The 14,560-nt window shown below is 73.3% G+C and carries 9 protein-coding genes; 4 read left to right on the top strand and 5 right to left on the bottom strand.

Features of this window, described 5'->3' with window-relative positions; translation table 11 throughout:
* Positions 1–47: 47 nt before the first annotated feature.
* Positions 48–2,921, bottom strand: a complete 2,874-nt coding sequence (locus ACZ6JS_RS15800; RefSeq protein ID WP_469298772.1) for an FAD-binding and (Fe-S)-binding domain-containing protein — start codon at positions 2,919–2,921, stop codon at positions 48–50.
* Between the two features lie 175 nt (positions 2,922–3,096).
* Here ACZ6JS_RS15800 and serC point away from each other — a divergent pair, with 175 nt between their 5' ends.
* Together serC and ACZ6JS_RS15790 are read left to right on the top strand one after the other, a co-directional pair.
* Positions 3,097–4,215: a phosphoserine transaminase gene (gene serC, locus ACZ6JS_RS15795; RefSeq protein WP_031158295.1), complete on the top strand. Its 1,119-nt coding sequence runs from the start codon at positions 3,097–3,099 to the stop codon at positions 4,213–4,215.
* Positions 4,216–4,551: 336 nt separating this feature from the next.
* Positions 4,552–7,680: a sacsin N-terminal ATP-binding-like domain-containing protein gene (locus ACZ6JS_RS15790; protein ID WP_469298273.1), complete on the top strand. Its 3,129-nt coding sequence runs from the start codon at positions 4,552–4,554 to the stop codon at positions 7,678–7,680.
* A gap of 377 nt (positions 7,681–8,057) precedes the next feature.
* On the opposite strand, the gene ACZ6JS_RS15785 is transcribed toward ACZ6JS_RS15790, so the two are convergent.
* Together ACZ6JS_RS15785 and ACZ6JS_RS15780 are read right to left on the bottom strand one after the other, a co-directional pair.
* Complete coding sequence (locus tag ACZ6JS_RS15785) at positions 8,058–8,849, bottom strand: SGNH/GDSL hydrolase family protein (RefSeq protein WP_469298272.1); 792 nt, start codon at positions 8,847–8,849, stop codon at positions 8,058–8,060.
* The gene (locus ACZ6JS_RS15780) at positions 8,836–9,405 is read right to left on the bottom strand and encodes a PadR family transcriptional regulator (RefSeq protein WP_469298270.1); all 570 of its coding nucleotides are present in this window, start codon (positions 9,403–9,405) and stop codon (positions 8,836–8,838) included. Before ACZ6JS_RS15780 ends, ACZ6JS_RS15785 begins: the two co-directional genes overlap by 14 nt.
* Positions 9,406–9,506: 101 nt before the next feature.
* On the opposite strand from ACZ6JS_RS15780, the gene ACZ6JS_RS15775 reads away from it, so the two are divergent.
* Complete coding sequence (locus ACZ6JS_RS15775) at positions 9,507–9,923, top strand: nuclear transport factor 2 family protein (protein ID WP_469298770.1); 417 nt, start codon at positions 9,507–9,509, stop codon at positions 9,921–9,923.
* A 24-nt stretch (positions 9,924–9,947) separates the two neighbouring features.
* Here the strand turns inward: ACZ6JS_RS15775 and ACZ6JS_RS15770 are convergent, their stop codons facing one another.
* Positions 9,948–12,410 (bottom strand): cation-translocating P-type ATPase, encoded by a 2,463-nt coding sequence (locus ACZ6JS_RS15770; protein WP_469298269.1) that lies wholly within the window; start codon positions 12,408–12,410, stop codon positions 9,948–9,950.
* 226 nt (positions 12,411–12,636) lie between these two features.
* A complete protein-coding gene (locus tag ACZ6JS_RS15765; RefSeq protein WP_469298268.1) occupies positions 12,637–12,921 on the bottom strand; it encodes a DUF2530 domain-containing protein in 285 nt (94 codons plus the stop codon).
* A gap of 163 nt (positions 12,922–13,084) precedes the next feature.
* Between ACZ6JS_RS15765 and ACZ6JS_RS15760 the strand changes: the two genes are divergently transcribed.
* Positions 13,085–14,545, top strand: coding sequence for an NCS2 family permease (locus ACZ6JS_RS15760; protein WP_469298266.1), 1,461 nt, complete (start codon positions 13,085–13,087; stop codon positions 14,543–14,545).
* The last annotated feature ends 15 nt before the right edge of the window (positions 14,546–14,560 follow it).

The following is a 14,560-nucleotide window of genomic DNA, read 5'->3' as shown; positions in this document are numbered from 1 at the left end:
TAAGCCTTCGTAAGGAGTGTTGCCGCGTCTCTTTCCTTACATGTTCGCTACGACCGTGTGTCGGGAGGGACCTGCGCGGCTTCCTGGGCCTCCTGGTCCGCCAGTCCCTCCGCGAGGAGTTCCACGAGGTGACGGGCTCGCACTCCGCCCAGCTGGGCGATCTGGGTCCGGCAGGAGAATCCGTCGGCCTGGACCGCTGCGCCCGGCGGGGCCGCGCGCAGCGACGGCAGGAGCTGCTCCTCCGCGCAGGCCACCGACACCTCGTGGTGACCGGGCTCGAAGCCGAAGTTCCCGGCGAGGCCGCAGCAGCCTCCGGAGGGCTCGCCCACCAGTCCGGCGCGCTCGCGCAAGCGGCGGTCGGCGGCGTCGCCGAGCACGGCGTGCTGGTGGCAGTGGGTCTGGCCGACCACCGGGCGGTCGAGGCGGGGCGGCCGCCAGGCCGGCGCGTACTCCTCCAAGGTCTCCGCGACGGTCCGTACGGCCGCCGCCAGGCGGGCAGCGCGGGGGTCGTCGGGGAGCAGGGCTGGCAGGTCGGTGCGCAGGGCGGCGGCGCAGCTCGGTTCGAGGACGGTGACGGGTCCGGGGAGGTCGCCGAGGGCGTCCAGGGTGCGGCGCAGGACCTTGCGGGCGCGGTCGAGGCGGCCGGTGGAGAGGTAGGTCAGGCCGCAGCACACCCGGCCGCCGCGGGGGACGGTGACGTGCAGGCCGGCCGCGCGCAGGACGCGGAGTGCGGCGTGTCCGACCTCGGGGGCGAGGTACTCCGTGAAGGTGTCGGGCCACAGGGTGACGCTGGGACGGGACGCGGGACCCGACGTGGCGCGGGAGGCGGTACCGGACGCGGAACCGGGCGTCGGCGCCGGCCCTCCGGACGGTGCCGCCGGACCACCGGCAGTCGGCCCGTCGGACCTCGCATCACCGGACGTCGCATCACCGGACGTGGCGCCACCGGACGTCGAATCACCGGCTGCCGGCCCCGCGGCGCCCGCCATACGCCCCACGGCCCCCGCATCCCGTGTGAACGGCCGCTGCGCGAGTCGCGGCAGGGGCCGTTCCCGGGCCAGGCCGGGCACCGGGAACGGCAGGAGGCGCACGGCCGCGTTGACGGCGCCCGCCGCACGCAGGCGGGCGATCAGGCGCAGCCATCCCGGCAGTCCGCCCAGTGTGTAGTGGGCGAGCGGCCGGATCCGGCCGGCCCAGTGGTGATGCAGGAACTCCGACTTGTACGAGGCCATGTCCACGCCGACCGGGCAGTCGCTGCGGCAGCCCTTGCACCCCAGGCACAGGTCGAGGGCCTCGGCGACCTCGGGCGAGCGCCAGCCGCCGGTGACGATCTCCCCGGCGAGCATCTCGTGGAGCAGGCGGGCGCGGCCGCGCGTGGAGTGCCGCTCCTCGCCGGTGGCCCGGTAGGAGGGGCACATCACGCCGGGGCCGCCCGTCTCGGTCGTACGGCACTTGGCGACGCCGACGCACCGTGCGATGTCGCGGGCGAAAGGGGTGGCGGGGAGCACCTCGAAGCGGAGGTTCTCGTCCAGGCGGGCGGGCCTGACGAGCGTCCCCGGGTTCATCCCGCCCGCCGGGTCCCAGACGTCCTTGTACGCGCCGAAGAGCCGGATCACGTCCGGCCCGTACATCCTGGGCAGGAGTTCTGCGCGTGCCTGCCCGTCGCCGTGTTCGCCCGAGAGGGATCCGCCGTGGGCGACGACGAGGTCGGCCAGCTCCTCGGAGAAGGCGCGGAAGCGGGCCACGCCGGTGGCGGAGGCGAGGTCGAAGTCGATGCGTACATGGACGCAGCCCTCGCCGAAGTGCCCGTACGGTGTACCGCGCAGGCCGTGGGCGGCCAGCAGGGCCCGGAACTCCCTCAGGTACGCGCCCAGCCGGGCCGGCGGGACCGCGCAGTCCTCCCAGCCCGGCCAGGCCATCCGCCCGTCGGGGGTCCTGGTCGCGGTGCCGGCGGCGTCCTCGCGGATCCGCCACAGGGCCCGCTGCCGGGCCGGGTCGGTGACGACCAGCGCGTCGAGGGCGTCAGCGCCGCGTGCGACGGTGCGCGCCCCTCCCTCGTCCGGCATCTCCACGAACAGCCAGGCGCGCCCCCGGGGCAGCCCCGATGCCCCGCGCGTCCCGCCCGTGGCCGTGCCGAGCAGGTCCTCGGCCATGCCCTCGACGGTCAGCGGCCGGTGCGGGAGCAGCCCGGCGGCCGCGTCCGCCGCCGCGCTCTCGTCGGCGTACCCGAGGACGGCCAGGGCGGGCGCGGGCGGCAGTTCCACGAGGCGCACCACGGCCTCCGTCACCACGCCGAGGGTGCCTTCGCTGCCGCAGAAGGCCCGCGCGAGCCGCACCCCGCGTTCGGGGAGCAGGGCGTCGAGGCCGCCGTAGCCGGAGATCCTTCGCGAGAAGCCGGGCGGCATGCCGGTGCGCAGCAGCCCGAGGTGGGCGCCGACGAGTTCCCGCAGGCCTGCGGGGGCGCCGTCCCAGCCGGTGCCGATGCGGTGGGCGCCGCCCGTGTAGGTGGCGACGGCGAGTTCGGCGACGTTGTCGGCGGTGGTTCCCCAGGCCACGGAGTGGGCGCCGCACGCGTTGTTGCCGATCATGCCGCCGAGGGTGCAGCGGGAGTGGGTGGAGGGATCGGGGCCGAAGGTCAGTCCGTAGGGGCGCACCGCGTCGCGGAGCCGGTCGAGGACCAGGCCGGGCTGGACGACGGCGGTGCGGGCCGCCGGGTCGACGGACAGGAGGGCGTTCATGTTCCGGGTGAGGTCGAGGACGACGCCGGCGCCCGTGGCCTGACCGGCGATGGAGGTGCCGCCGCCACGCGGGACGACGGGGACGCCGGCCTCGGCGCACACCCTCAGGGCGGCCGCGACGTCGTCGGCGTCGCGCGGGGCGACGACGCCGAGGGGGACGCGGCGGTAGTTGGAGGCGTCCATGGTCACCAGGGCGCGTGCCGCGGCGCCGAAATCGACCTCCCCGCGCAGCTGCGCCCGCAATGTCCGCTCGACTTCACCGGATGTCGTCACGTCACCCAGCCTGCCACCGCCGCGCCGCGTCTCATCCGGTGGACGCGCGTCCGGAGCGCGGACCCGGACCCGATACGCTCCGCTCGTGGCTGAGATCCAGATTCCCGCTGACATCAAGCCCGCCGACGGACGCTTCGGCGCGGGCCCCTCCAAGGTGCGGACCGAGGCGCTGGACGCCCTCGCCGCCACCGGTACCTCCCTGCTCGGAACCTCACACCGCCAGGCCCCGGTCAAGAACCTGGTCGGATCGGTGCGCCAGGGCATCCGGGACCTCTTCTCCCTCCCCGAGGGCTACGAGGTGATCCTGGGCAACGGCGGCTCCACCGCCTTCTGGGACGTCGCGACCGCCGGTCTGATCGAGCGGAAGTCCCAGCACCTGACGTTCGGCGAGTTCTCCTCGAAGTTCGCCAAGGCCGCGAAGCTCGCGCCGTGGCTGGACGAGCCGTCCGTGATCTCCTCCGAGCCGGGCACGCACCCCGAGCCGGTGGCCGAGGCGGGCGTGGACGTGTACGCGTACACGCACAACGAGACCTCGACGGGTGTCGCGGCGCCGGTCAAGCGGGTCGCTGGCGCCGACGCCGGGTCCCTCGTTCTGGTGGACGCGACGTCGGGCGCCGGCGGTCTGCCGGTGGACATCACCGAGACGGACGTCTACTACTTCGCGCCCCAGAAGTCCTTCGCCTCGGACGGCGGGCTGTGGCTGGCGGCGTTCTCCCCGGCGGCGCTGGAGCGCGCGGCCCGCGTGCACGCGTCGGGCCGGCACATCCCGGAGTTCTTCTCGCTGCCGACGGCGATCGACAACTCGCTGAAGAACCAGACGTACAACACCCCGGCCCTGGCCACGCTCTTCCTGCTGGACCAGCAGCTGGAGTGGATGAACAGCCAGGGCGGTCTGGAGTTCACCACGGGCCGTACGGCGGCCAGTGCGCGCAACCTGTACGGGTGGGCGGAGGCGTCCAAGTACGCGACGCCGTTCGTCGTCGACGCCGACAAGCGTTCCGCGGTCATCGGCACGATCGACTTCTCGGACGACATCGACGCGGCTGCCGTCGCCAAGGTGCTGCGCGCCAACGGGATCGTGGACACCGAGCCGTACCGCAAGCTCGGCCGCAACCAGCTGCGCATCGCGATGTTCCCGGCGATCGACCCGGCGGACGTGCAGGCGCTGACGGCTTGCATCGACTACGTGATCGAGAAGCTCTGACCGTCGTCCGTCCCGTACTGCCGAAGCCCCCGGTACTGCTCGTCACCGGGGGCTTCCGCCTTCCGGTGCCGTCGCCGGCACCGGTGAGGACGGCACCGTCGGCGTCTTCACCGCCGACGGCACCGACGCCTTCGAGAAGGGCGCCTCCCCCACCGACAAGGTCTGCGGGGGCCCCGTCGCAGACCCGAGCCGCGGCTCATCACCTGCGGCGGCGACCTCGCGCAGGACCGCCACCGGGCTGCGACGTCGTCGTGTTCGCCCCACCTCACGGGCAAGGTGCAGGCCGGCACGCGATACCTTCAGGAGTTGCGTTGGGCGATTCTTGGAGGCAGCGGCGTGAGCGTGCGAGTGACGGCGGCCCAGAGCGGCGTGGACCCCTTCGGCACGGCCCGGCTGCGCCGCGGCGTGCTCGATGCCTGGGGTGCCGGCCCGGCCCGGTTCCGAGAGGACGCCAACGCCGAGGAGGACCTCGCGCTGGGCGGCTACCGGGACCGGCTCGTCGTCGAGCTGGCCCAGAACGCCGCCGACGCCGCGGCCCGCGCCAAGGTGCCCGGACGGCTGCGGCTCACCCTCCACCCGGGCGAGGGCGGCCCGGCACTGCTGGCCGTCGCCAACACGGGCGCCCCGCTGGACGCGACGGGTGTGGAGTCCCTGAGCACCCTGCGGGCCTCCGCCAAGCGGGAACCCGCCGCGGAGAGCGTCGGCCGCTTCGGCGTCGGCTTCGCCGCCGTCCTCGCCGTCTGTGACGAACCGGCGGTCCTCGGCCGCCACGGCGGTGTCCGCTGGTCCCTCGCCGAGGCCCGCGAACTGGCCCGCGAGGCCGCCGTCGGCAGCCCCGGCCTCGGCGACGAACTGCGCCGCCGCGACGGACACGTGCCGCTGCTGCGCCTCCCGCTGCCCGCCGAGGGCACCGCCCCGGAGGGCTATGACACCGTCGTGGTCCTGCCGCTGCGCGACACCGCCGCCGCGGACCTCGTCGAGCGGCTCCTCGCGGGCATCGACGACGCCCTGCTGCTGACCCTTCCCGGGCTGTGCGAGGTCGTCGTGGAGACCCCCGCCGGCACGCGCACCCTCAACCGCCGCGACGAGGGCGCGTACACCGTCGTCGAGGACACCACCGAATCCGGTTCGCGCACCAACCGCTGGCGCACCGTCCGCCACGGCGGCGCCATCGACAGGGCGCTGCTCGCCGACCGGCCCGTCGAGGAACGGCTGCGACCCGCCTGGGCGGTGTCGTGGGCGGTACCCGTCGACACCGACGGCGCCCCGCTGCGGCCGACCACGGCGCCCGTGGTGCACGCCCCGACCCCGACCGACGAGCCGCTCGGCATCCCGGCGCTGCTCATCGCGACCCTGCCGCTGGACACCACCCGCCGCCACCCCGCGCCGGGCCCTCTGACCGACTTCCTCGTGGAGCGGGCGGCCGACGCGTACGCCGAACTCCTCGGCGCCTGGGACCCCGTGAGCACCGGTCTCGTGGACCTGGTCCCCGGCCCGCTCGGCAAGGGCGAGCTGGACGGCGCCCTGCGCGCCGCCGTGCTGCAGCGGCTGCCCCGTACGGCCTTCCTCGCACCGGCCGCGCCGCCCGAGCACGCGGAGGAGCGGGTGGCCCTGCGCCCCTTCGAGGCCGAGGTGGTGGAGGGCGCGGGCGCCGACACCGTGCGCGTCCTGGCGGAGGTCCTGCCGACCCTGCTGCCGGCGGGCCTGGAGCGCCGCGCCGAGCTGCGCACCCTGGGCGTGGGCCGGCTCCCGCTGGGCGATGCCATCGAGCGGATCGCGGGCATCGAGCGGACCCCCGAATGGTGGTACCGGCTCTACGACAGCCTTGCCGGGGTGGACCCCGACCGGCTGTCGGGGCTGCCCGTGCCGCTCGCCGACGGCCGCACGACGATCGGGCCGCGCCACGTCCTGCTCCCGTACGCCGAGACTCCCGCGGACCTGGCGCGGCTGGGCCTGAAGGTGGCCCACCCGGAGGCGGCGCACCCGCTGCTGGAGAAGCTCGGCTCCCTGCCGGCGACGCCCCGCGCGGTCCTGACGACCCCGCAGGTACGGGCCGCGGTGGCCGCCTCCCTGGATGCCGGGGAGATCTGGGACGAGGACGCCGACACCCTGGACGCCGACGAGCTGGCCGAGGTCGTCCTCGGGCTGGTCCGCGACGCGGATCTGGCACCGGGCGACGAGCCGTGGCTGGGGGCGCTGGCCCTGCCGGACGAGGACGGGGAGCTCACCCCGGCGGGCGAACTGCTGCTGCCGGGATCGCCGCTGGCGGCCGTGATCCGCGAGGACGAGGTCCCTTACGTGGATGCCGAGCTGGCCGAGCGCTGGGGCGGGGCCCCGCTGACCGCCTGTGGGGTACTGGCGTCGTTCCAGCTGGTCCGCGCCACCGACGTGGTCCTGGACCCGGACGAAATGGAGCCGCGGGAGGGCGACTTCGCGGAGCCGGACGACGCCGGGCTGCTGGACGCGGTGGACGTGTGGTGCGAGGACGTGCTGGACCAGCTGCCGGACCTGCCCGTCCCGCCGGTGGCGACCGAGCTGGTGGCCGTCCGCGACCTGGACCTCGTCGACGACGACTGCTGGCCGCAGGCCCTCGCGATGCTGGCGCAGCCTCCGCTGCGGGACGCGCTGACCCAGCCGGTGCGGATCCTGCTGCCGGACGGGACGACGCAGTCGGTGCGCCCGTACACGGCCTGGTGGCTGCGCGACCACCCGGTGCTGGACGGCCGCCGCCCGGCGGGCCTGCGCGCGGCCGGCGGCGACCCGCTGCTGGAGGGCCTCTACACCTCGGCGGACGCCACCGGTTTCGAGGACGAGCAGGTGCTGCGGGCGCTGGGCGTGCGCACGTCCGTGCCGGCCCTGCTGGACGAGCCCGGGGGTGCGGCCGAGCTCCTGGGCCGGCTCGCCGACCCCGAACGCGAGGTGACGGACCGGCAGCTGCACGGCCTGTACGGGGCGCTGGCCGATCTCGACCCCGAGCAGGTGACGCTGCCGGACGAACTGCGGGCGGTGGTCGACGGCGAGGTGCTCGTGGTGGACGCGGCGGACGCGGTGATCGCGGACGCCCCGGACCTGTTGCCGCTCGCGGCGGGACTGCCCCTGCTGCCGGTCTCGCCGGTGCGGGCGGCGGACCTCGCGGACCTGCTTCAGGTTCGCCGGCTGTCGGAGACGGTGCCGGCGGAGGTGACGACGCCGGGCGAGGAGCACGAGGTGCCGGAATCGGTGCGGGTGCTGTTGGGTCCGGCGACCCCGGCGACGTACCTCGAGCACGAGGAGCTGGTAGCGGGCGGCACGGAGCTGGACTGGCGGCGGACGCCGGACGGCACCCTCCACGCGTCCACCCTGGAGGGTGTGGCGGCGGGCCTGGCCTGGGCGGCGGGCCAGTGGCCGCGCCGCTTCGAGGTGGCGGCGCTGCTGGAGGACCCGTCCCGCACGGCGGAACTGGCCCGGGACCGCTGGTTCGACTGAGACGGCCCCGGACCGGGCATCGGCCCGGACCGGGCTCCGCGTGCGGCTCCGCGTGCGTAACCAGCGGCAGTGGGCGGTTGCTGTCGCAGCGGTGGGGTGGCGACGCCCCGGACATACGGATCCGGCTCACGGGCCTTCGGGCCTTCGGGCCTCGCCGACCGCCCGGCACACCGCCCCGGCCGCTGCCGCCCGGCCCGGCCGCGCTCCAGCAGCCGCCGCGCCACCGGCGAAGGCGCGAGTCCGGCTCGTCGCCGGAGCAGGGAAGAGGCGTATGACGCTGCTGCCCTTCTGCGGACCGCCCCGCACGCCCGGGCGGCTGGCCGAGGCCGCTCGCGGCCGGAAACCGGCCCCCTGAATCGCCGCGGGGCGCGGCCGGGTCACCGCGCCCCGGCGCTACCGGAGGCCAGGGGCAGCAGGTCGGGGCGTTTGGCGGCGCGGCCGTCGCCGGAGGAGCGGCCGCGCAGGCGGCGGCCCAGCCAGGGACCGAGGAAGGCGGACGCCCATCGCAGTTCGGCCGCGACGGCCGAGCGGCGCAGCGCGCCCGCCGGTGGCAGCGGCTGCGTCCAGGTGTCGTCGCTTCCGGGGAGGCCGACGGCGTGGGCGAGGGCGGCGGCGATGCGTTCGTGGCCGAGGGAACTGGCGTGGAGGCGGTCCTCGGTCCACATCCGCGGGTCCGCCACCGCCTCCGGCAGGGCGGTCTCGGCGACGAAGACCCCGTGCCGGGCGGCCGCGGCGCGGACGAGCTCGTTGAGTTGGAGCAGGCGTGGTGCGAGCGGCCGGGCGAGGGGCGCGATCCTGCCGATGTCGGGGAAGGTCACGGTCGCCACGTGCGCCCCGGAGGCCGTGAGCGCGGCGAACATCTCCTCCAGGTGGCCCGCGACCCCGGCCGCGTCGAACCGGGGCCGCAGTACGTCGTTGACCCCCGCGACGACGGTGGCGATGTCGGGGCGCAGGGCCAGGGCGGGGCCGAGCTGTTCGGCGCGGACCTGCCCGGCGAGCCGTCCCCGCACGGCGAGGTTGGCGTACTGCAGGCCGGGGCGCGCGGCATCCAGGTGTCCGGCGAACCGGTCGGCGAAGCCGCGCAGGCCCGTGGTGTCGTCGCCGTCGCCCAGGCCTTCGGTCTGGCTGTCGCCCAGGGCGACGTAGCGCCGGTACTCATGTCTCGGCACGGGTGGTCCGCCTCTCTCGCAGGATCGCCGCGCTGCGGCGGCACCAGTCGCGGTGGCCCTGCTCGAAGGCGATGCCGCGCAGGCAGGTCAGGTACCCGCCGATGCGTTCGCCGCGGAGCAGGAACTCCTCCTCGTCCAGGTCGCCGCGCATCTTGCGCAGGACCCTGCCGAGGAGTTCGAGCTTGGCGTCGGCCGCGGACGCCCGTTCTTCGAGCTGTTCGATCACCGGCGCCGTGCCGATCCGGTCGGCGTTCTGGACCTTGACGAGGAGGTCGTCGCGGATGACCGAGGGCTTGGACGCGGCGGCCGCGAATTCCTCCAGCTCGGTCCGGCCGGCGTCGGTGACCCGGAAGAGGCGTTTGTTGGGGCGGGTCTCCTGGACGACCTGCCGGCCCTCGACCAGGCCCGCCTTCTCCAGCTTGGCCAGTTCGGTGTAGAGCTGCTGGGGAGAGGCGTGCCAGAAGTTCGCGACGCCGATGTCGAACGACTTCGCCAGTTCGTAGCCGCTGTACTCGCCGTCCAGCAGCGCCGCCAGTACGGCATGTCGCAAGGCCATCGCGGCTGCCCCTTCCCTTTCGTCGTACTCCCCCGCATGATACTCACGAAACTGACTAGTCAATTCCTTGAGTAGCAGCACCAGGAGGAGCCGTGGAGTCCGTGACGGAGACCGCCGAACACTTCCGCGCCGCCGTGGAGAAGCGTGATCTCTCCGCGCTGGAGGACCTGTTCACCGAGGACATCAGGCTGTACAGCCCGGTGAAGTTCCGCCCCTTCGAAGGCAGGCCGATGGTCCTGGGCCTCTTCGGGGTCCTGCTGCGCGTCTTCGAGGACCTGCGCTACGTCGGCCACTTCGAGGGCTCGACCGGGACGAGCGCGGACGGCACGCGGGGACCCGCGGCGGTCCTGCCGTTCCGGGCCACGGTGGACGGCAAGGACATCCACGGCATCGACATGCTGCACTTCGACGAGGCGGGCCGGATCAAGGAGTTCACGGTGATGGTCCGCCCCCAATCCGCGGTCCACACCCTGGGCCAGGCCGTCCTGGCCGGCCTGCAGGCGGACGGCCTGGCGTAGGGATTCCCGCCACGGTCCTGCCGGTCAGGCGGGGAACTTGCGGTCGACCCAGCGGAAGGTGGACTCGATGAGGGCAGCGGCGGCCGCCGCGACCGCCACCGCGGTCCACGGCATCGTGGTTCCGACCAGCTTGAGCTGGAAGAAGTCCTGGAGCCACGGCACGATCAGGACGATCAGGAAGGCTCCGCCCATGGCACCCACCAGGGCCACGCGCCACCAGGTGTACGGGCGGGCGATGATCGCGAGGACCCACATCGAGGTCAGGAACAGTGTCAGCGTCGCCGCGCTGGTCTCCGCGGGCAGGGCTTCCGCGCCCGTGTAGTGGTGGCGGGCGATCAGGTAGGTGACGAAGGTGGCCGTCGCCGCGATCACACCGCCGGGGATGGCGTACCGCATCACCCGTTTCACGAAGTGCGGCTTCGCACGCTCCTTGTTCGGGGCCAGCGCCAGGAAGAAGGCGGGAATGCCGATGGTGAGGGTGGACAGCAGCGTCAGGTGGCGCGGCAGGAAGGGGTACTCGACCTGCGAGCAGACCACCAGGATGGCCAGCAGCACCGAGTAGACCGTCTTCGTGAGGAAGAGGGTGGCGACGCGCGTGATGTTGCCGATGACCCGGCGGCCCTCGGCGACCACGGACGGCAGGGTGGAGAAGCTGTTGTTGAGGAGGACGATCTGCGCGACCGCGCGGGTGGCCTCCGAGCCCGATCCCATGGAGACGCCGATGTCGGCGTCCTTGAGGGCGAGCACGTCGTTGACGCCGTCGCCGGTCATGGCGACGGTGTGGCCCTTGGACTGGAGGGCGCCGACCATGTCCCGCTTCTGCTGCGGGGTGACGCGTCCGAACACGGAGTTCCCGTCGAGGACCTCGGCCATCCCGGCCCGCTCCGTGGGGAGCTTGCGGGCGTCGACGGTGTTCTGCGCGCCGGGCAGGCCCAGCTTGCCGGCGACCGCGCCGACGGAGACGGCGTTGTCACCGGAGATGACCTTCGCCTTGACGTTCTGGTCCTCGAAGTAGCGCAGCGTGTCGGCGGCGTCGGGGCGCAGCCGCTGCTCCAGGACGACCAGCGCGGTCGGCCGCACCCCGGTGGCGACGGCCTCGTCGTCCAGCTCGCGGGCGGAGCGGGCGAGCAGCAGGACCCGCAGGCCCTGTTCGTTGAGGTCGTTGATCTCGTCGAGGGCGGGGTCCCCGGCGGGCAGCAGGACATCGGGGGCGCCGAGCAGCCAGGTGTTGTTCTCACCGTCGCCCTCGCTGAAGCTGGCGCCGCTGTACTTGCGGGCGGAGGAGAACGGCAGGGACTCGGTGCACCGCCATTCCGCGCTGACGGGGTAGGCGTCGATGATCGCCTGGAGGCTCGCGTTGGGGCGGGGGTCGGACTCGCCGAGGGCGCCTAGCACCTTCTTGACGTACACCGGGTCCGCGCCGCCGAGCGGGCGGAGTTCGGTGACGTCCATGCCGCCCTCGGTGAGGGTGCCGGTCTTGTCGAGGCAGACCACGTCGACGCGGGCGAGGCCCTCGATGGCGGGCAGCTCCTGTACGAGGCACTGCTTGCGGCCGAGGCGGATGACGCCGATCGCGAAGGCCACGGAGGTGAGGAGGACGAGCCCCTCGGGAATCATGGGGACGATGCCGCCGACGGTCCGGGCGATGGCGTCGTCGAGGTTGTTCTCCTTGACGACGAGCTGGCTGACGATCAGGCCGATGGAGGTCGGGATCATCATCCACGTGACGTACTTGAGGATGGTGGAGATGCCGGAGCGCAGCTCGGAGTGGACGAGCGTGAAGCGGGAGGCCTCTTCGGCCAACTGGGCGGCGTAGGCCTCGCGGCCGACCTTGGTGGCGGTGAACGCGCCGCCGCCCGCGACCACGAAGGAGCCGGACATGACCTGGTCGCCGGGCTTCTTCAGGACGGGGTCGGCCTCGCCGGTGAGCAGGGATTCGTCGATCTCCAGGCCGTCGGCCTCACCGACGGAGCCGTCGACGACGACCTTGTCGCCGGGGCCGAGTTCGATGACGTCTCCGAGGACGATCTCGGAGGTGGAGATCTCCGCGGTCCGGCCCTCGCGGCGCACGCTGGGTTTGGCCTCGCCGATGACGGCGAGGCCGTCGAGGGTCTTCTTGGCGCGCAGTTCCTGGATGATGCCGATGCCGGTGTTCGCGATGATCACGAAGCCGAAGAGGCTGTCCTGGATCGGCGCGACGCAGAGCATGACCACCCACAGGACGCCGATGATCGCGTTGAACCGGGTGAAGACGTTGCCGCGGACGATGTCGGTGGTGGAGCGCGAGGAGCGGACGGGGACGTCGTTGACGTCCCCGCGGGCCACACGCTCGGCGACCTCGGCGGTGCTCAGCCCGCCCGGCTTGAAGCGGGGCGCCGGCGGCCGCACGGGGTGCACGGGGTCGAGCTCGGCCCCCGCGTCGATGGCCGTGCCGGGTCCGCCGCTCGGCTCCCGCCCGTCGTGGTCGATCCTCGCCCGCTCCGTCATGCCTTCGACGGTAAGCGGGGTCGGATGGCTTCACCCGCCGAGGGGCCGGAAGAAGCGACTTCGGGATGACCCGAATCGTCCGCTGGTAGGAGCCCGTAACGCCCCGCGCGGGGAGCCACCCCGGGGCGCACCCCGCAGAGCCCCGTCCAGCACCTCGGGGGGGCCGCGCCTCGCGCGGGGACTGTCTTCGCTCCGGCCGGGGCCCGGCCCGAATCCGCAGGGCGCCCTAAGGGGTGTCGGTGTCCTTCTGGGCCTGCGCAGCAGTGGCGGCAGAGTGCCGCTGGAGGGCGGCCTCACGGCCGCGGACGTACCAGATGCCGATCAGGCCGAGGAAGCCCCCGGCCGCACAGGTCCAGACCCACCAGAGCTGGCCGCGGTCGGCGAACCACCCGTAGAACGGCAGCTGGACCACGAAGAGGGCGAACCACAGGATCGTTCCTCCCGTGACCGTCGCGACGACGGGGCCCTCGAGGGGCTCGGGCGCCTCATGCTTCGCAGTCCATTTCGCCATGCCGCAAGTTTAAGCGGGTGCCGTCCGGAACCCGCCCGGGCGGACTTCCGCCCGCCCCGCGTGGGTCTACGCGCGGAGATGGACGGCCTTTCCCTTATGCGTTCATACTGAAACGGTTTGGGCGCGGCCCATTTTCTTCGTATGAACCACCAATGAGGACCGTATGAGCACCCCTGCTCCCGCCCCCGCATCCGCCACCCCGGAGCCTTCCCCCCGGGAGCCCTCCGGCGGGCTGGACCGCTACTTCAAGATCTCCGAGCGCGGCTCGACCGTGGCCCGCGAGGTCCGCGGCGGTTTCGCGACCTTCTTCGCGATGGCGTACATCATCGTGCTGAACCCGATCATCCTGGGCAACGCGAAGGACATGTACGGCCACCAGCTCGACGGCGGCCAGCTCGTGACGGCCACCGTCCTGACGGCCGCCTTCACCACCCTCCTCATGGGGGTCATCGGCAACGTCCCCATCGCGCTCGCCGCGGGCCTCGGCGTGAACACCGTCGTGGCCCTCCAGCTCGCCCCGCGCATGAGCTGGCCCGACGCGATGGGCATGGTGGTCCTGGCCGGCTTCGTGGTGATGCTGCTGGTCGCCACCGGGCTGCGCGAGCGCGTCATGAACGCCGTCCCGCTGGGCCTGCGCAAGGGCATCGCCATCGGCATCGGCCTGTTCATCATGCTGATCGGACTGGTCGACTCCGGCTTCGTCTCCCGCATCCCGGACGCCGCCCACACCACCGTCCCGCTCCAGCTGGGCAGCGACGGCCACCTGCACGGCTGGCCCGTCCTGATCTTCGTCATCGGCACGCTGCTCACCCTCGCCCTGCTGATCCGCAAGGTCCCCGGCGCGATCCTGATCTCCATCGTGGCCATGACCCTCGTCGCGGTCGTCATCCAGCTCGTCGCCGACCTGCCCGACTCCGGCTGGGGCCTGACCGTCCCGGCCTGGCCCGGCAACCCGGTCGCCGCGCCGGACTTCGGGCTCGTCGGTCAGGTCAGCCTCTTCGGCGGCTTCGGGAAGGTCGGACTGCTCACCGGCATCCTGTTCGTCTTCACCGTGCTGCTGTCCTGCTTCTTCGACGCCATGGGCACGATCCTGGGCGTCGGCGACGAGGCCAAGCTGATCGACAAGAAGACCGGCGAGTTCCCCGGCATCAACCGGGTCCTGTTCGTCGACGGCCTCGCCGTCGCCTCGGGCGGCGCGACGTCCTCCTCGGCCACCACGTGCTTCGTGGAGTCCACGGCCGGTGTCGGCGAGGGTGCCCGGACGGGTCTGGCGAACGTCGTGACGGGCGCACTCTTCGCCGTGGCGCTGTTCCTCACCCCGCTGGCCACCATGGTCCCGTCGCAGGCCGCCACACCCGCGCTGGTCGCGGTCGGCTTCCTGATCCTGGCGGGATCGGTCAAGGACATCGACTGGAGCGACTTCACCATCGCCGTTCCGGCCTTCCTGGCCATGGTGATGATGCCCTTCACCTACTCGATCACCAACGGCATCGGCATCGGCTTCATCGCCTTCAGCGTGCTGCGCTTGGCGACCGGCCGGGGCCGGGAGGTCCCGACCGCCATGTACGTCGTGTCGGCGGTCTTCGTCTTCTACTACGCGATGCCCGCGCTCGGCCTCGGCTGAGGGCTGTCGCGTAAT

This window comes from Streptomyces sp. NPDC046349, from assembly GCF_055587885.1.
The sequence above is the reverse complement of the archived record's forward strand: the minus strand, read 5'-3'. Positions and strand labels throughout refer to the sequence as shown.